The 17,241-nt window shown below is 61.0% G+C and carries 14 protein-coding genes and 5 pseudogenes; 6 read left to right on the plus strand and 13 right to left on the minus strand.

Annotated features, from left to right (window positions below; all coding sequences use genetic code 11):
- Positions 1-57: 57 nt before the first annotated feature.
- The 3 genes from tnpC to tnpA are packed head-to-tail and all read right to left on the minus strand — an operon-like array spanning position 58 to position 2,498.
- A complete protein-coding gene (gene tnpC, locus NKI63_RS21160) occupies positions 58-1,632 on the minus strand; it encodes an IS66 family transposase (protein WP_352466298.1) in 1,575 nt (524 codons plus the stop codon).
- Between the two features lie 48 nt (positions 1,633-1,680).
- On the minus strand, positions 1,681-2,034 hold the full coding sequence (gene tnpB, locus NKI63_RS21165) for an IS66 family insertion sequence element accessory protein TnpB (RefSeq protein WP_352466297.1): 354 nt from the start codon (positions 2,032-2,034) through the stop codon (positions 1,681-1,683).
- Positions 2,031-2,498, minus strand: coding sequence for an IS66-like element accessory protein TnpA (tnpA, locus tag NKI63_RS21170; RefSeq protein WP_352466296.1), 468 nt, complete (start codon positions 2,496-2,498; stop codon positions 2,031-2,033). Before tnpA ends, tnpB begins: the two co-directional genes overlap by 4 nt.
- Before the next feature lie 138 nt (positions 2,499-2,636).
- Here tnpA and NKI63_RS21175 point away from each other — a divergent pair.
- The 4 genes and pseudogenes from NKI63_RS21175 to NKI63_RS21190 all read left to right on the plus strand — a co-directional run bounded on the left by NKI63_RS21175 (position 2,637) and on the right by NKI63_RS21190 (position 5,857).
- Positions 2,637-3,290 (plus strand): annotated as a pseudogene (locus NKI63_RS21175) (Tn3 family transposase).
- On the plus strand, positions 3,254-3,400 hold the full coding sequence (locus tag NKI63_RS21180) for a hypothetical protein (RefSeq protein ID WP_280952151.1): 147 nt from the start codon (positions 3,254-3,256) through the stop codon (positions 3,398-3,400). Before NKI63_RS21175 ends, NKI63_RS21180 begins: the two are co-directional and overlap by 37 nt.
- A gap of 58 nt (positions 3,401-3,458) precedes the next feature.
- Positions 3,459-3,749 (plus strand): annotated as a pseudogene (locus NKI63_RS21185) (ABC transporter permease subunit); the annotation flags it as partial.
- A 281-nt stretch (positions 3,750-4,030) separates the two neighbouring features.
- Positions 4,031-5,857, plus strand: a complete 1,827-nt coding sequence (locus NKI63_RS21190; RefSeq protein ID WP_352466295.1) for a heavy metal translocating P-type ATPase — start codon at positions 4,031-4,033, stop codon at positions 5,855-5,857.
- Positions 5,858-6,023: 166 nt separating this feature from the next.
- Here the strand turns inward: NKI63_RS21190 and NKI63_RS21195 are convergent, their stop codons facing one another.
- From NKI63_RS21195 to NKI63_RS21245, 10 genes and pseudogenes are all read right to left on the minus strand, one after another.
- On the minus strand, positions 6,024-6,626 hold the full coding sequence (locus NKI63_RS21195; RefSeq protein ID WP_352466294.1) for a sulfotransferase family protein: 603 nt from the start codon (positions 6,624-6,626) through the stop codon (positions 6,024-6,026).
- A gap of 177 nt (positions 6,627-6,803) precedes the next feature.
- Entirely contained in the window at positions 6,804-6,950 is a 147-nt protein-coding gene (locus NKI63_RS21200) for a hypothetical protein (protein WP_352453916.1), read from the minus strand.
- 297 nt (positions 6,951-7,247) lie between these two features.
- Positions 7,248-8,288 (minus strand): sulfate/molybdate ABC transporter ATP-binding protein, encoded by a 1,041-nt coding sequence (locus NKI63_RS21210; protein ID WP_352466293.1) that lies wholly within the window; start codon positions 8,286-8,288, stop codon positions 7,248-7,250.
- Between the two features lie 131 nt (positions 8,289-8,419).
- Positions 8,420-8,578, minus strand: a complete 159-nt coding sequence (locus NKI63_RS21215) for a hypothetical protein (RefSeq protein ID WP_352466292.1) — start codon at positions 8,576-8,578, stop codon at positions 8,420-8,422.
- Positions 8,579-8,625: 47 nt separating this feature from the next.
- Positions 8,626-9,372, minus strand: a pseudogene (gene cysT, locus NKI63_RS21220) (sulfate ABC transporter permease subunit CysT); the annotation flags it as partial.
- Positions 9,369-10,397 carry a sulfate ABC transporter substrate-binding protein gene (locus NKI63_RS21225; RefSeq protein WP_352453290.1) on the minus strand — a complete coding sequence of 343 codons (1,029 nt, stop codon included), beginning with the start codon at positions 10,395-10,397 and terminating at the stop codon, positions 9,369-9,371. The pseudogene cysT and the gene NKI63_RS21225, both read right to left, overlap by 4 nt.
- A gap of 184 nt (positions 10,398-10,581) precedes the next feature.
- Positions 10,582-11,009 (minus strand): annotated as a pseudogene (locus NKI63_RS21230) (UbiA family prenyltransferase); the annotation flags it as partial.
- 349 nt (positions 11,010-11,358) lie between these two features.
- A complete protein-coding gene (locus NKI63_RS21235) occupies positions 11,359-11,625 on the minus strand; it encodes a hypothetical protein (RefSeq protein WP_023680946.1) in 267 nt (88 codons plus the stop codon).
- Positions 11,626-12,904: 1,279 nt separating this feature from the next.
- Positions 12,905-13,618 (minus strand): annotated as a pseudogene (locus NKI63_RS21240) (IS6 family transposase).
- A gap of 358 nt (positions 13,619-13,976) precedes the next feature.
- Positions 13,977-14,873: a LysR family transcriptional regulator gene (locus tag NKI63_RS21245; protein ID WP_352453291.1), complete on the minus strand. Its 897-nt coding sequence runs from the start codon at positions 14,871-14,873 to the stop codon at positions 13,977-13,979.
- 79 nt (positions 14,874-14,952) lie between these two features.
- Here NKI63_RS21245 and NKI63_RS21250 point away from each other — a divergent pair, with 79 nt between their 5' ends.
- Both NKI63_RS21250 and NKI63_RS21255 read left to right on the plus strand, forming a co-directional pair.
- Positions 14,953-16,167 carry a trans-sulfuration enzyme family protein gene (locus NKI63_RS21250; protein WP_352453292.1) on the plus strand — a complete coding sequence of 405 codons (1,215 nt, stop codon included), beginning with the start codon at positions 14,953-14,955 and terminating at the stop codon, positions 16,165-16,167.
- A gap of 29 nt (positions 16,168-16,196) precedes the next feature.
- Positions 16,197-17,231: a transporter substrate-binding domain-containing protein gene (locus tag NKI63_RS21255; RefSeq protein WP_352466291.1), complete on the plus strand. Its 1,035-nt coding sequence runs from the start codon at positions 16,197-16,199 to the stop codon at positions 17,229-17,231.
- Positions 17,232-17,241: the final 10 nt, after the last annotated feature.

Consider the following 17,241-nt stretch of genomic DNA (forward strand, 5'->3'; position numbering starts at 1 on the left):
CAATCGAGGACGCCGCAGCGGGCCGAGCGGCGACGGGCCCCCTTGACCGACGAGCGATCATGCCGCCACACGCTCCAGTTGGCCCCGTGCTTCCCGGTCCGCCTTCCAATTCCACGGCAAGAGCTCGTCGAGCCGATTGACCGGAATGAAACCCGAGACGATCTGCTCGAGCACGTCGGCGAGCCAGGTTTCGGGATCGAGACCATTGAGCCGTGCCGAGTTGACCAGTGATGCCAGCACCGCCCATGTCTCGCCACCGCGAGCGGATCCGGCAAAGAGGCTATTCTTCCTCGTCAGGCAAACTGGTTTGAGCGAACGCTCGACAACGTTGCTGTCGACTTCGATCCGGCCGTCCTCGAGGAAGGCGATCAGCCCATGCCAATGCGCCAGCGTGTAGGCAATGGCCTTGCCGAGCGACGACTTGGCCGAGACCTCATCGATCAGCATCTCCAACTGCTCCTTCAGTGCCGCCATGAGCGGAGCGCTCTCGGCCTTGCGCACCGACAGGCGCTGCTCGGCGCTCATGCCGCGGATGCATTCCTCGATCCGGTAGATCTCGGCAATAGCGGCGACCACCGCCAGCGCCTCGCTCGAGCCCGTCGTCTTGACCACCTCGACGAACTTGCGCCGAGCATGGGCCAGACAAAAGGCAAGCTGCAAGGGTGCGATATTGCTCTTGCGCCGCCGCTTCGCCAGGCTCTTGTAGGCCGCATAGCCATCGACCTGCAGAATGCCGTCGAATGTTGAAAGCTGTGCCTCGATCTCTCCGGTTCCCCGGCTTTCTGCAAACACATAGCCGACTGCCGGCGGTGCCGGTCCCTGCCAGGGACGATCATCGACGGCCTGCGCCCACAACTGGCAGACTTTCGTCCGCTTGCGTCCCGGATCAAGTCGCGGCAGAGGCGTTTCGTCACAAAACACCCGCGGCTGCGAGCGGATGAAGGCAAGCAGGCGATCGTAAAGCGGCCTCAGCCACCAGGCGGCCCGTCCGACCCAGCCGCCGAGCGTGCCACGGTCGAGATTGATGCCGTAACCCGAGAAGATCTGCGACTGGCGATAGAGAGGAAGATGCCAGGCGAACTTGGAGACGACCACATGCGCCATCAGGGCCGTCGTCGCCATGCCCCCGTCCATTACTCGCGCTCGCGCCGGCGCCTGGACGACATGGGCCTCACAGGCCCGGCAGGCGTATTTGGGCCGGATCGTGCGGATCACGCGTAGCAGTGCCGGAACGATATCGAGGGCCTCACTGACATCCTCGCCGATGCGATGGAGGGGAAGTTCGCAACACGAGCAGACCGCGCTCTGCGGCTCGATCACTTCCTCGCAGCGCGGCAGATGCTTCGGCAGGGCACCCATGTTGCGCGACGCCGACCGGTGCTTGCGTCGCGGCCGATCCTTGTCTTCGACGGCATCGTCGTTGGCCGCGGCCGGCACCTCGCAGAGGTCACCGAGATCGAGCGCGATCTGCACCGGATCGAGCACGGCCAGCTTCTCCGATTTTACCCCGAAGATCATCTGCCGAAGCAGATCGGCATAGACGCGCAGCTCCGCGTTCTCGGCTTTAAGAGCCAGAACCATTCTCTGCAATTCGGCAGGATCCGATGGCAACGAATCAGGGCGGGGCGACATGATCAACCCTACCAGGCGACCCCGAATCTTCAAGCAAATCCAGTCACTTCACGCCGCTCTGACCGGTCTTTTGACGTGTTTCTTCGCCACCCTCGTCCAGTCGAGGCCAGCCACCAGAAGGGCGAACTCCTCGCGCGTCAGCCGGACCTGGCCGTCGCGGATCGGCGGCCAGGTGAAGCGCCCCGATTCGAGCCATTTCGAGGCCAGAACCATGCCGCTTCCGTCCCAAAAAAGAAGGCGCAATCTGTCGCCGCGCTTGGGGCGGAAGACAAAGACGTCACCGCAATAGGGATCGGCTGCAAGAGCCGAGGCGACCAGGGCAACAAGGCCATTGATGCCGCGGCGGAAGTCGACCGGCTGCGTCGCCACCACCACCTTCACGTCGCCGGCTAGCGCAATCACTGCGGCACACGCAAGGCACCCACGATGGCGGCCGCCAGGGCCGGATCGACCGAACCCGTCAGGACGAGGCGGCTTTCACCGATCTCGAGCTCGATCCGACCGGTCGACCTGGGCGCCTCCTTATTCCGTGCGTCACTATGCTCGAGCTGTCGCTCCTCGCCCGCGATCGTAATTGGCACAAACTGCAGGGCTGGCGTCGTCTCCGCAGCCGCTTTCGCCTGCACCAGCCCCACGTGCCGTCGCCAGACCGAAAGAAGACCTCGATTGATCCCCCAACGCCGCGCGACAGCCGAGATGTTGGCGCCCGGCTCCGCGCTTTCCGCAACAATCCGCGCCTTCTCCGCCGGCGTCCAGCTGCGCCGTTTCCGCCGGCCTGTGATCACCTCGACCCGGCGATAGTGACCCTCTTCATGCCTGCCTTGATGACTGTCTTGATGACTGGCATCAGGGTCCTCCCACTCCATGCGCCTGCGCTCCTCGCTGCCGCAAATCAGGCGGCAAATCTCCCCAGTGCATAGCCCTCAGGCAAGATGGGGTGCTCGTCACGCTCACGCTACTTTAGCATTCTGCCCATCAGTCCGACCGAAAGTGAGGCTGCTTATGTGCTCGATGGGCTATTCGATCAGGACACGGTCCTCGACATCCAGGAACACTTTACCGATAGGGGTGGCGCGAGTGATCACATCTTCGGTCTGTTCGCCCTCATAGGCAAACGCTTCGCGCCGCGACTGCGCAACCTCAAGGACCGGAAGTTCCACACGTTCGAGAAAGGCGATGCATACCCGGCGCTGTCGAACCACATCGGGGCGCCGATCAACACCACCCTGATCCTCGAGCACTGGGATGATCTCCTCCATCTGGCGGCGTCGATCACCACGCGATCCGTAGTGCCGGCCACGATCCTGAAGAAACTATCCGCATCTCCGAAGGAAAGCCAACTCGCACGAGCGCTACGGGACTCGGCCGGGTCGAGCGATCGCTGTTCATGATCGAATGGTACTCAAGTTCGGCGGCGTTGCCAGGCCGGCCTCAACAAGGGTGAGGCTGCGCATAAGCTGAAGCGCGCCGTTTTCTTCCACGAGCGTGGTGAAATCCGTGACCGGTCCTTCGAAAGCCAGGCGTTCCGCGCCTCCGGCCTCAACCTCGTCGTCAGTGCGATCGTAGGAATGCGGTCTATATCGAACGGGCCCTTACCTACTTACGCAAAACGCATCGCGAGATTCCGGATCATCTGCTCAAGCACGTATCGCGGCTGAGTTGGGAGCACATCAACCTGACCGGCATCTACACCTGGGATGCAGAACATCAGATGCCTGAAGGATTCCGTTCGCTCAGACTTCCGGCTCGGTTACGCCACGCCGCATGACGTTCATGCTCCGTTCGACGTTAGCGTGTCGCTGGGAACGGTTCTTGTTCCGACCCCCTACTCGCTGGGTTACACAAGCAGCCAACTGTTCCGACGGGTCCTATTTCCCCAGGTGGCCCTCACGGCAATTCCCGAGCTGACCACCTCGATGATGGTCATCATGAAGGCGCTTTCACTCGGATTCGCCATCGAGGTCGTCGATATCTTCGCGCAGTCCCAACTGATCGCCGCGCTGAACTTCTACTACCTCGAAGCCTTTGTGATTGCCGTCGTGATCTACATGGTGATCGCCTATGTCGTCATACAGATCGCCGACAGGCTGGAGCAATCCCTCCGGGTGTGGACGTGAGGCATGCATGTGGGACAGGATCGCCAAGCTTCGGGATTACTCTCGTCACGGTAGGGGCCGCCGACCGTCGCGCGCGCTGGGCGCGCTATTTCTCATCGCCGTTGGCCTCTATGTCGGATACCATGGCTGGACAGGACTATCCGCCGCGGGGGCCTGATGCGCTCATGCTTCAACTCAAGACCGCAATCCGAGATAGCGAGCCAATCATGAAATCCGAGACAGCAGCCACCGAAAGCGTTGAGCCGGCGCCTAAGACGGTTCCATCGGGTTGGCGAGTGTTGATGACGCGCGAACGCTGGACCGAAGTCGCGCGCATCATTTTTACCGGCTTGATGGCGTTGCTGTATTGGCAGCAGCTCATTCCAATACAAGCCTTGTGGGTGGCGGTTGCCATCGGCTTGTATCCGCTTGTCAAAACCGGCGCCGTTGATCTCGTAAAAGAGCGCAAGATCGGTACCGAAATATTCGTCACCATTGCCACGGTGGTGGCGCTGAGCGGAGGCGAGACCGTCGCCGGCGCGGTCCTCATGGTGATCATTTTGATCGCGGAGTTCATCGCCGATCTGAATATGGAACGAGCGCGAGCCTCGATCAAAGACCTGATCGGCTCAGTGCCGCAGGTGGCGCTTGTGCGGGACGCAGGTGGCGAACGCATGGTCCCGATCGAGAATTTGCGCGCGGGCGACGTTGTCTTGGTGCGGGCCGGCGAGAAGATCCCGGTCGACGGCACCGTCGTCGGTGGAGCGGCTTCGGTCAACGAAGCATCGATCACAGGAGAGAGCATTCCCAAGGACAAGAGCGATGGCGCCGATGTCTTTGCCGGAACCATCGTCGAATCCGGCGCCCTCGACATCGAGACCGAGAAGGTTGGTGCCGACACCACCTTTGCCCGCATCATCAGTCTGGTCGAGAATGCCGAAGCGGAAAAGGCACCCGTCCAGAAACTGGCGGATAAGGTCGCGTCATGGCTGATCCCGGTCGTGCTGATCTTCCTCGTTGCGGTTTATCTTTATACCCGCGACGTTCGGATGATCGTCACTCTGCTGATTTTCACATCACCTGCCGAACTCGGATTGGCGACTCCTCTGGTGATTATCGCAGCCATTGCGCGAGCCGCACGCAGTGGAATTCTGGTCAAGGGGGGCGTCTATCTGGAGTCTTTGGCCAAGGTCGACGTCCTGGTGTTCGACAAGACAGGCACCCTGACGGCGAACAAGCCCGAGGTTGTCGGCGTGGAGATGCAGGACGGCACGCTTTCGGAAGCTGATCTGATCAGCCTTGCCGCCGCCGCCGATCGGCGCTCCGCTCACCCCTTGGCGAAAGCGGTCGTCAACTATGCCGCCCGGATGAAAATCGATGTCCCGGAACCGGAGCAGTACGAGCAGTTGCAGGCGCGCGGTGTGAAGGCGACGGTCTCCGGACGCACCGTGCTGGTCGGGAATGCATTGTTGTTGCGCGAGGCCGGCGTGCCGCTTTCCGATGCGATCGAAAAGGGCGGACAGACGCCGGTTCACGTCGCGGTCGATGGGAAATTCGCTGGCGTGATTTTTATTGCCGACACATTGCGACCAGGTGCGCGCGAAGCGCTGGCAAAGCTCCGTGCAACCGGGGTCAAGCGCATGGTGATGGTGACGGGTGACAATGAGGCCACAGCGCGGACCATCGCCAACGAGCTCGGCATGGATGAAGTGCGTGCCAATCTGATGCCGCAGGACAAGGTCGCCGCCATCGCCGAATTGCAAAAGCAGGGCCATCGCGTGGCGATGGTCGGCGACGGGATCAACGACGCGCCGGCGCTGGCACGCGCCGATGTCGGCATTGCGATGGGGGGCGGCGGCACGCAGGCAGCGCTGGAAGCCGCCGATATCGCATTGATGAAGGATGACCTGGCAAGAATTGTCAGCGCCCGCGCGATTGCGCGACGCGCTTACCGGACAATTCAGGAGAATATCTTCGTCGGCGTTGGTGTTGTGCATGTTTTGGGCATTACCGCAGCGCTGATGGGCTGGATCGGTCCTATCCAGGCAGCGATTTTGCACTTGGGGCCAGATGTCCTGGTGTTCCTGAATTCGGCAAAACTGCTGCGCGTTCGAATCCAAGATGTTTAAGCGCATCTCTTTGAAGCCTAAGGCTTCGAACCGAACTAGCCAAAGCGGTCATTCGATTCGTCCGATCGGATGACTGCTACTGGCGCATGTGGTCGGTTGGCGCGTTCATAGATCAGATTGCCTGATGAGGCTCGGGAAGGTCCGGCCGGGGGTGGAAAACCGCCGTTCAGCGCCCTATGCGAGCACGAAATTCGGCAGTCGAATTGGTGCGTGGAAACGGTTCGGAAGGCAACTGTACATCGAGAAAGGCACAAAGCGGCTCCCATCCTTCGGAGACTTGATACGTGAGAAGGCGTTCAGGCGGCAGCGTTGATTTCACGGAAGCGTTATGTGCTTCATAGACAGCGATTGCGTGATCACGGTTATCAAATCGACCGCCAAAGACAGCGTTTCCAACCACCGCCACACCAAAGGACTGTGGATCATTGGTAGCAGCATCCATCGTGAGCCCTATTGTTTGCGCCATGCTGTCATACCAGGCTTCCGGGTCACGAACTGTCAGGATAACCTTTGCATGAGGGTAGTGGTCACTCACTTGGCGCCAAAAATGCGCCGTTGGCCAATCGACCGCGGAAAGATAGCCGGCATATGCCGCATCCCAGGTCGGGAGTTGTCCCTGGCCGGCGGCGCGCCACAGCGCCTTCTGCTCGGGATTGGCGTGGACATCTGCCATGTGATGACACGGCCCGAACCCAAGATGCTCCAACGCGAGCTTCAGCGAATATGTGCCAGTGCGACCCATGCCTGCACCAATGACATCTAGAGCCATGAGCACCCCAAGGAGATTTCAATCGGTCAAAATACCGCTGTTTTCTTTAATTCGCTATATCTTTGAAGGTCAGCTCCGAATCGCGTCAAGCCGTAGCGCGCGAAGGTCAGTATTGGAGAAGCGCCGGGAATGGTGGCTCCTGGCGCCGCTGTGGCGAAGACGCGTGGATCGACACCACTATCCGCTGACGCAGCGCTTGCTCCGGTCGATGACGTGGATGCCCATCAAAGGATGGGAGACAACCGACAGCGAGTTTCCGCCGGGAACGTGATCGCGGTCCACCAAAGCCATCTTGAACGGCAAGGCCGTGCAGACCTGCTCCATCAGGCTGCTCGACGTATACCGCGCGACATTCGAGCAGCGTGGACACAAGCTGGCAAGGCACGGGTTAGGCGCCGCGCTGTTGCAAGACACCGTTCTGCGCACGCGTTACGCCGCGACGACCTCGGGATTCGCGGCCTTCTTGTTCATGCCATATCGGACGAAGCGAAAGCCTTCTACGAGCACTACGGCTTTGCGGCTTCCCCGAAAAATCCGATGACCCTTGCGCTCTCGCTAAGGCGCGTTGAAAGAGCGGGGCCGAAACGTCTTGTTGTGCACAAGTTGGTAATCGCCTCGTAATCAACCAGCCGGAAAAAGCTTCCAGCGCCGCGGCCTAAAAGCCACTCGAGTTTTCTGCGCCGCCGGATGGTCGACGGGCAATTCGATCTCGACCCGCTGGCGTTCGCCGCCGATTTCGAGCTCGACCCGCCTGGTGCCGGCGACGCGGCGGCTGGCGGCGACCGTGCCGGCGATGCAGCCGTTGCATTCGTCCACCAGTTCGACATCGTGCGGGCGAAAGAACAATGTCGCTTCGCCTTGCGGTGCGTGCGGCGCGGAGAGCCCGATCGGGCGGTCGGCGATCCAGACCTGGCCGTCCTCGACCTTGACCGGGATCGAGCTCGATTCGCCGATAAAGCCATAAACGAAGGGCGAGTTCGGGGTATCGTAGATCTCGTCGGCGGTGCCGACCTGCTCGATGCGGCCCTGGCTTATCACCACGACGCGGTCGGCAAGCTCCAGCGCCTCTTCCTGGTCATGGGTGACAAAGACCGTGGTATGGCCGGTGGCGTCGTGGATGTCGCGCAGCCAGCGGCGCAGTTCGCGGCGCACCTGGGCATCGAGCGCGCCGAACGGCTCGTCGAGCAAAAGCACGGCCGGTTCGATCGCCATGGCGCGGGCCAGCGCCACGCGCTGGCGCTGGCCGCCCGAAAGCTGCGCCGGATAGCGTTTTTCCAGACCGGAAAGCTGGACGAGGTTGAGAAGTTCCAAGGCGCGGCGGCGGATTTCCTTCGCCGACGGGCGTGACGGCCCGTGCCGGACCTTGAGTCCGAAGCCGATATTGTCGGCGACCGTCATATGGCGAAACAGCGCGTAGTGCTGGAAGACGAAGCCGACATTGCGCTCCTGAATCGACTTTTGAGAGGCATCCTCTTCGCCGAAGAAGATCTTTCCGCGGGTCGGCCGCTCCAAGCCGGCAATCAGCCTGAGCAGCGTCGTCTTGCCGGAACCGGAAGGTCCCAGCAGGGCGATCAGTTCTCCCGACTTGATGTCGAGCGAAACGTCGCGGAGGGCCGGAAACCGCTCAAACTCCTTGCGCACGTTGGCAACGCGAACTTCCATGCAAATCCCTTTTGTAGTTGATGCATGCCGTTATCCCAAAACCGGTTCCCACTTTTGGGCGACATCAAATCTTTGTTTTATGCATGTCGTTGTCCAAAAACCGCTACACACTTTTGGGCGACATGCATTTGTCAGTGTCCGCGCGTCGCGGCGATCTCGGCGCCGTAGCGCATCTCGAGAAGTGTTTTCAAGACCAGCGTGACGAGCGCCAGGCCGGCAAGCAGCGAAGCGACGGCAAAGGCGGCGGCGGCATTGTACTCGTTATAAAGGATTTCAACATGCAGCGGCATGGTGTTGGTTAGCCCGCGTATGTGGCCCGACACGACCGAGATGGCGCGATGACGATCAGAAGCGGCGCGATCTCGGATTTGAACGGCAGGTTGCCGGCGATGAAGATGACGGAACCGTACTCGCCGACGCCGCGCGCGAAGGCCAGCGCGAAACCGGTGACGATGGCCGGCGCCAGTCCGGGAAGCAGGACGCGGCTGATGATCTGGAAGCGATTGGCGCCGAGCGTTGCGGCCACTTCCTCCACCTCCTTGTCGATCTCCTCCATGATCGGCTGCACGGTACGAACGACGAAAGGCAGGCCGATAAAGATCAACGCGATGACGATGCCAAGCGGCGTATACGCGACCTTGATGCCGAGCGGCATCAGCAGGCTTCCGATCCAGCCGTTCGGTGCGTAAAGCGTGGTCAGTGCGATGCCGGCCACCGCTGTCGGCAGCGCGAAGGGCAGGTCGACCATGGCATCGGCGATGCGGCGGCCTGGAAAGCTGTAGCGCACCAGCACCCACGCGACGATCGTGCCGAAGACGACGTTGACAGCGGCGGCAATGAAGGCGGTGCCGAAGCTGATTTCAAGCGCGTTGATGGTGCGGCGATCGGTGACGATCGCCCAGAAGTCGGTCCAGCCGAGCGCCGCCGAGCGCCAGATCAGCCCGGACAGCGGAATGAGGAGGGTGAGGAAGGCAAGCGAGAAGCCGAGCGTCAATCCGAAACCCGGAATGACGCTCGGCTGTCTGAACCGCCACCCCGCCTTGGCGGGCGTGCTGTGGTCATGTCGTCCTGATCTAAATGCTATTGGGCCGGCTTATAGATCTGGTCAAATATACCACCGTCGCCGAAATGGTAAGGCTGCGCCTTCATCCATCCGCCGAAAATTGGATCGTCGATGCTGATCCGCTTGATTTCCGGCAGTTTGGCGAGATCCTCCGCAGGCACCAGGTCGGGCTTCGCCGGACGGTAGTGGTTCTTGGCGATGATCGTCTGGCCTTCCTTGGAATAGAGATAGCCCAGATAGGCTTCGGCAACTTTCCGCGTGCCCTTGGCATCGACATTGGCGTCGACAACGGCGACCGGCGGCTCGGCCAGGATCGAGGTCGGCGGGATGACGATTTCGAACTGATCGGCGCCGAACTCGTCCAGCGCCAGATAGGCCTCGTTTTCCCAGGCGATCAGCACGTCGCCCAGGCCCTTTTGCGCGAAGGTCACGGTCGAGCCACGCGCGCCGGTGTCAAGCACCGGAACATGGGAATAGAGGTTGCCGACGAATTCCTTGGTCTTGGCTTCATCGCCGCCATCGTTGGTGTTGGCCCAGGCCCAGGCCGCGAGGTAGGCCCACCGGCCACCACCGGAGGTCTTGGGATTGGACGTGATCACCTGGACGCTGTCCTTTGTGAGATCGCCAAAATCGTGAATGCCCTTGGGGTTGCCTTTGCGGACGAGGAGGACAATGGTCGAGGTATAAGGCGCCGAATTGTTCTCGAACTTCGTCCGCCAGTCGGGATTGATCTTCTTCGTTTTCGAGACGATCGCGTCGATGTCGCCTTGCAGCCCCAGCGTCACCACGTCGGCGTCGAGGCCGTCGATTACCGCGCGAGCCTGAGCGCCCGATCCCCCATGCGACTGCTGGACGGCGACGGTCTCGCCGGTCTCGGACTTCCAGTGGGCGGTGAAAGCCTCATCGAATTGCTTGTAGAGCTCACGCGTCGGGTCATAGGACACGTTGAGAATGGTGGTATCGGCAAACGCGAAACCGAGCGTGCCGAACTGGACAGATGTGGCGACCAGTGCGCCGAGCAGTTTCATGAAATGAGGTTTGGTCATTTCCGCCTCCGTTGAACTCGCGTCAAATCTACCGAATTGATAGAATTTAGATCAATGTTGCCTTTTTTGGCCTAGTGAAGCAATTTCTCGCCTATTTCACCCTAAATGAGGAATGTTTTTCCTCACATAACGTGACTCGGGATCCTGGGCTCCCGGACGCGATAACTAGAAACCGCCAGCCCTTCGGCAATACGCAAGTGGCGATCAGGCGCGTGTAGGGCGTCAGGAAGAGCAGGAGCGACGCCGCAAGCGCAAGCGGAATTGCCAGAAAGGCGATTGCTGGGACCATGCCGATCTGGCCGCTTGCCAGAGGGCGAAAGCGGGTCCGCTCAACGTGGCCGTCGAACCTGCGATCGGCAATGTCATTGATCGTGGACCCGGCGCTTCTCATCAGAAACGCGCCAAGGGTGAATAGCGCCAATTGCTGAACGGCGGGGATACCATGTGCCGCTTGGATCAATGCGGCCCAACAGGGAACAACGTCAGCCATATGCCCACTGGCCGATCCAGCCGCGCGAGCCGCGTGTAGGGCCGCCATGCACGCGGCAGCCGGCGATCCACCCAGTCACCTCTATGAATATCACTCAGGTCCGGTCGGCTCGAAGTCGCCATGAAGTAATCTTAATCCCGCGCAGAGAAAGGCATTTTCCTGTTCGGTTGAAGTGCCAAATTCGCAGCGTTGCGTATGCGCGCAATGGCAGCCTCGGGGTGGCAAGCGGAAGTCCAGCGTGAACGCGCGGAATAGTTGCTTTGCGGACCTGAGCCGGCATTAGGTTGCGCAAGCTGTAGCGGCTGATCTTGGCACGACCGAGACCAACGGCGGCGCTCACGCGCAGGACCGGCTCTTGAAGCCAGTGCCCAGCGGGCTCTACGCCAATAATGGGCGCTTTCCAGAATGACCGGAACCGCACGGCAATCGCTGAGCAAACCCTTCTAACCTTGGCCAGCGGAGCAATCACCTTTACGATTCGACCAGGATCACCAAGGACTCTGGCACCACTCCATCGAAGGCCATCGCATCCGCGGCTTCCTTGCTCTGCATAGCTTTCATCATGGCGTCCATGTCCGGAACGTCCATAAGAACGGCCACCCGGGTCGGATTTTGTGGATCTACAAATGTTCGTATGTTGGTCACGCCGAGCGGACCAAAAAGCTCTTTGCGCTTCGGCGAGTCGAGCCAGTGCTTCGCTCCTTTTGTGATGTTATGGTGGCCAATGACTGTCGGCATTGCATCCTACCTATCGTGACGGCGAAGTCCGGCATCGCCAAGAGTGCCAAGATCCATCCCCGTCGAACCACGGAGCGCCGTTTTGGTTGGACTGTCAATTATTTCGTTAAGGACGCGGAAGAACGATTCGGAGAGGGCGTTTCTTCCGGACGGTTCGACCTCAATGAACCAGGATCGCGGTCACGCGGCTGTGGCTATTGACATGTGACATGCGCAAACAGCCGGACAACAACTGCAAGGGCCCGCGTGGCAGATATGGGGATCCAGCGCGGGGGTCGGAAAGGGCAGTTGCGGGAGTAGGGCTGCCATTCATGACCCGGCGGGCCAAGGTCGTCTTCGGGTCGACTCCGGCCGTAGAGCGAAGGTCCGCTGTTGAGAGCGGCGGTGAGGGTCCGGTAATGGCGCTACTTACTCGTTCAGGTGGCCGCTACAGTTGATTGCTAGAGTTAGTCTAGCGTGTCCAAGCGCCATGAAGCGAGCTTACAGCCAAAAGGAAAGTCGGCGGCCCATTTTTCAATGAGCGTTGCCCGAACCCGCCGACCTGCGGATTGCCATTGGCCCCGCGATTCGCAGCTTTGCCGGAACGGAGGCGTGCCGTCTAGCAATGTAAGCGTGTACCATTTCAGCTGCGGAAGTTTTCAAGATCTCTGCCTTAAATCTTTCGGCCATCGCTCGCGCAATCTGTGCTGCCTATAAAGTCGCGCAGCACGAGGTGATCTAGGTTGCAGGGTTGGCGCGGCAAGCGTTCCTCGGCCAGGAATCAGGCGCCAGCGCTGAACAACGCAGCCGGGACGAGTTTCCGGATTCGTTACCGCCATCGGCGATTTGCTCACGGGCTTCGCAAGTCCACGGTGCACTCGTGAGACTCCTAATTGCGCTCCGCCGCGCCGAATGATTACGGAGTACTAGCCTGCCCAATCCCAGCGCGCCCAGAGTTCTGGCTCGCGTGTGAACCATTAGGCCGGCGGGACGTTGCTCTGCGGATCCAACAGCTGACGGCACGACCGTGGAGGAATCCAAGCATCATTCTACGCCTCAGAAACAAGACACGCCCGGTGCCTTGGCGAACTTTCCTTATGACCGAATGACCGTCGAGCGATTTCGGGGGCGTTTCCGCGAGCGAGGTGGAACGACGAGCGCAGGAGCTGGTTTGTGCCGGGAAAGACGGCGCCGCTACCTCTTTGGCGACCTCTATTCGACCCGCGGGAGCATCATCAACCCCAAGAGGTGATGTCACATAAACGGAGATGGGCTGTCGTTGTGACTTTTGGGAATGATTTCAGGCGATCACGCCGGCAGCAGCTTTCCATTGCGCCATGGCATTCAAGCGGTGAAGATGGATTTGAAAGGCGGAGCGTTTTGAACGGGGCGGGACGAAGAGATTGCGGACTGCAGAGAACGTCGAGACGAAACGCTGGAGGCTCCCCGGTGATCGAAAATCTTGTATCATCCGCTCTCGTTTTCGCAGTGGCACATGCGAATTCTCCGCTCTGTTGTTCAAGCCCTTGTGCGACCGGTGCTCGATGTCCGTCATGACTAGACGCCGCGCTGCTCCATAGGAGCCGAGCTTGTCGGTGATCATGCGCTTCGGCACCTGGCCCTGCTTCTTCAACAGCCGTGTCAGCACGCGCTTGGCGGCCTTAGTGTTGCGCCGGGTCTAGCCGATCTCGTCGAGCACATAGCCGTCCTGGTTGACGGCCCGCCATAACCAATGCTTCTTGCCGGCGATCATGATGGCGACTTCGTCGAGGTGCCAGATATCATTTCGACTGGGCTGCTTGCGGCGCAGGCGCCGGGCGTAGTCCAGCCCGAACTTCTTTCCCCACCGACGGATCGTCTCGTAGGAAACGACAATGCCGCGCTCCAGCAGCATTTCTTCGACACGACGCAGGCTCAGCGGAAATCGATAATCCAGCCACACCGCGTGGGCGATGATCTCGGGTGGGAACCGATGCCGTTTGTAGCTGATCTGCGAAGTGTTCGTCCCCAGCATCTATCGCAGCGATCCCTGACACGCGGTTACCGTGACAACGCCCCTGGGAGCGCCTGGACCAAATCGGGTGCCCAGTTCTAATAGGTGGCGGGTGGTACGACGGGATCGCTCTACCGTCATCTCAGGAATGCATGGTGGGAAGACTCCCGAGGGCGACCTTGCGCATGTTCGAAGGTGGCCATCTATTTCTCTGGCAGGATAGCTCCGCGTTCGCCGAGATCGTCCGGTTTCAAACGAGGAAGCCGGCTAAAGGGCGAACACGAATTTGCGCCGTGCGAGGCTGCGTGAGGCCATGGACGTCCGCGCCTTACTGAGGCAAGACCGGTCGCGTCTATGTTTAGGCGGCGAGCCACATTGCCTATGCCTCGCTCGATAGCATATTGCGGGCGGCATAGAGTTCGCCAATGAAGTCGGTGATCAAGGTCGAATTGATGCCGTCCGGCGGGCGCAGGAGTAGCGCGCGGAAATTGACGGCCGGCTCGAATGGCCTGGCCAAAATACCGCCGATCATGCCGTCCGCAATGACGGAGGGATTGACCAAGCCGATTCCCATGCCCTTCGCTGCAAGGATAGCGATGGTCAGGCCGTAGGGCGTTTCGATCAGGATGCGCGGCCGTACCCCATGCGCGGCCAGGATCTTGTCCATCGCGAGCCGAGCCGTATCTTCCGGCGACAATGCCAGGAAGGCCTCGTCGGCGAGATCGGCCGGCGTGATTATCTGCTTCCGCGCCAGCCGGTGGTTCTTCGGCATTACACAGACGGCGCGCGGCGTGGTGAAGATGCTGTGCAGCACGCCGCTGGTATCGACCTCGTCGGCCGCGAGCCCGATATCGAAACTGCCAGAGGCGACCAGGTCGCGCACGATATTGGAGGTGCGGACCTGATAGCTGATTCGCACCTGCGGATGCCGGTGCGAGAACGCTACGATGGCGCGCGGCACCAGCCCATGCCCGAGTGCCGACAGGGAGGCGACGCGGATGGTACCGGTGCCGACCTCCTTGATCTGGGCCGCCCGCAGCTTGAGCCGGTCGAGCCCGACCAGGTTGGCTTTCACCTCGGCATGGAACAACTCCCCTTCGCGTGTCGGCACCAGCCTGCCACGAATGCGGTCGAAAAGCCTGAAGCCGAGTTCGGCCTCTAGCTTGGCTAGCGAACGGCTGATGGCCGGCTGCGAGGTATCCAGCAGCGCGGCCGCCGCGCCGGCGCCGCGCGTGATCATGATCGCGTTGAAGACATCGATGTCGCGCAGGTTCATAGTCAGCCCATATCAAAAGCGAATTAACTTTATCGCTGCGGTCATAGATGGCAATGGATGAGCCCGCTAAGTTTCGCCCATGAACCGACGCGACGACACTTCACATGTCCATCCTCCCAAGCGCTCCGAGGAACCGTTTCAGGCGGTGGCGATGCCGGTCGAGCGAGCCTCGACCGTGGTCTTTGACGATCTGGAATCGTTCGAGCGTCGCGTCGAGCGTCTGTACGACGGGTTCAGCTACGGACTTTACGGCACACCGACCAGCCGGCAGCTCGAGGATCATATCGCCGTGCTGGAAGGCGGATTGCGGGCCCTCGTCGTCCCGTCGGGCATGGCGGCCATGACGCTGGCGACCATGGCTGTCTGCCGTGGCGGCGAAAGGGTTCTGATCCCGGAGACGCTCTATGGCCCGGCGCGCGACATGGCAGAGCGTTTTCTTGGCCCCCTCGGGATCGAGGCGGTTTCCTACAATGCAAGGCTGGACGCAAGCATCGCGGCCATGATCGACGGCAGAACGCGGCTGGTTTGGGTAGAATCGCCTGGCTCGGCCACCTTCGAAGTCCAGGATGTGCCCGCCATCACAGCCGCGGCCCACAAGGCCGGCGTGCTCGTCGCGGCCGACAACACCTGGGCCTCGCATCTGCTGTTCAAGCCGCTCGCTCATGGCGTCGACATCTCCATGCAGGCGCTTTCCAAGCACGCCGGCGGCCATGGCGATCTCCTGATGGGTTCAGTCTCAGTGCGCGACGAGGCGCTGTTCCGACGCCTGAAGGACACGGCGCGCTTCCTCGGCTACGGGGTCTCGCCGGAGGATTGCGCGCTGTGCGAGCGTGGCCTGATGACCATGCCGGTGCGCGTGCGTCATGCCGACGCCACCGCGCGCAAGATCCTCGCCTGGCTATCGGAACGCCCGGAAGTCGCGCAGATCTTGCATCCCGCGGAGCCTGGCCATCCCGGCCACGCGGTCTGGAAGCGTGACTTCGCCGGATCGGCGGGCGTGTTCTCCTTCGTGCTGCGGCCGGAACTGGCGCCACTGCAATCCGATGTCCTGCGCAGCCTGCGGCTGTTCAGGCTCGGCGCAAGCTGGGGCGGCGTGCATTCGCTGATTGCCGTCAGCGATCCGCGCAAAGGGCGCGCCAGCCTCGATTGGCTGAAGCCCGGCCCGGTCTGGCGCCTGTCGATCGGCCTTGAGGCGCTCGAAGATCTTCTGGCCGACCTTTCCCAGGCCTTCGAACTCTTTGATGAAGCCCGGCGCAACGGAACCGCAGCAGCCGACGCCAAGGCCGCCGAATGATTAGAACCTCAACGAGAAGGGGAATGACTATGAAACATCAAGTTCTGAAATGGCTCACGGGTCTGGCGATAGGATTGGCCAGCCTGACTTCGGGCGCCGTGGACGCCAGCGCGCAGGCGGTTATCAACAAGATCAAGGAACGCGGCTATGTCAGCTGCGGCGCCAGCCAGGGCGTGCCTGGTCTCTCCCGGCCCGACGAGAAGGGGTATTATCGCGGCTTCGATTCCGATATCTGCCGCACTTTCGCGGTCGCCATCCTCGGCGACAAGGAGAAGATCCGTTACGTGCCGCTTAACGCAGGCCAACGTTTTCCTGCGCTGCAGACCGGAGAGATCGACGTTCTGTCGCGCACATCCACCATCACCTACAGTCGCGATACGGTTGTCCGCTTCGTCTGGATCAATCTCTACGACACGGACGGCATGCTCGTGCGCAAGGCCGACAATATTACCGAGCCCAAACTGCTGGACGGAAAGACCGTCTGCCTGCAAGGCGGTGGTAGCCTGACCGAGAAAGCGATCGAGGAAACCGAGGAAGAGTTCGGGATCGCGATGGAGAAAGTCTATTACGACTCGACCATTCAGGCGCGCGACGCCTTCTTTGGCGGCCGCTGCGATTCCTACGTCACCGACGGCACCGCGGCAGCAGGACAGCGTGCCGCGGTGGCCAAGAACCCGGACGACTACGACATCATCAAGGTCGGCAAAGCCGCCGAACCCAATGGCGTCGCGGTCGCCCGCGGCGACGATCAACTCTTCGACGTCGTGCGTTGGACATTGAATGCCCTGTTCTGGGCCGAGGCCAACGGCATCACCTCGCAAAACGTCGATGAAAAGCTTGCCTCGGGCAGTCCGGAAGTCAAAGGCGTGCTGGGTGAGGAGCCCGGTTTCGGCAAGCCGCTCGGATTGGACGACAAGTGGGCCTACAACGTCATCAAACAAATGGGCAACTACGCCGAGATCTGGGATCGCAATCTCGGCAAGGACAGCCCGCTGAAGGTCGAGCGCGGCCTGAACGCGTTGTGGAAGGACGGCGGCCTCAACTATCCTTTCCCTTGGGATTGAGCTGCACATG

The organism is Mesorhizobium sp. M0410 (assembly GCF_040321435.1).
Taxonomy (GTDB): domain Bacteria; phylum Pseudomonadota; class Alphaproteobacteria; order Rhizobiales; family Rhizobiaceae; genus Mesorhizobium.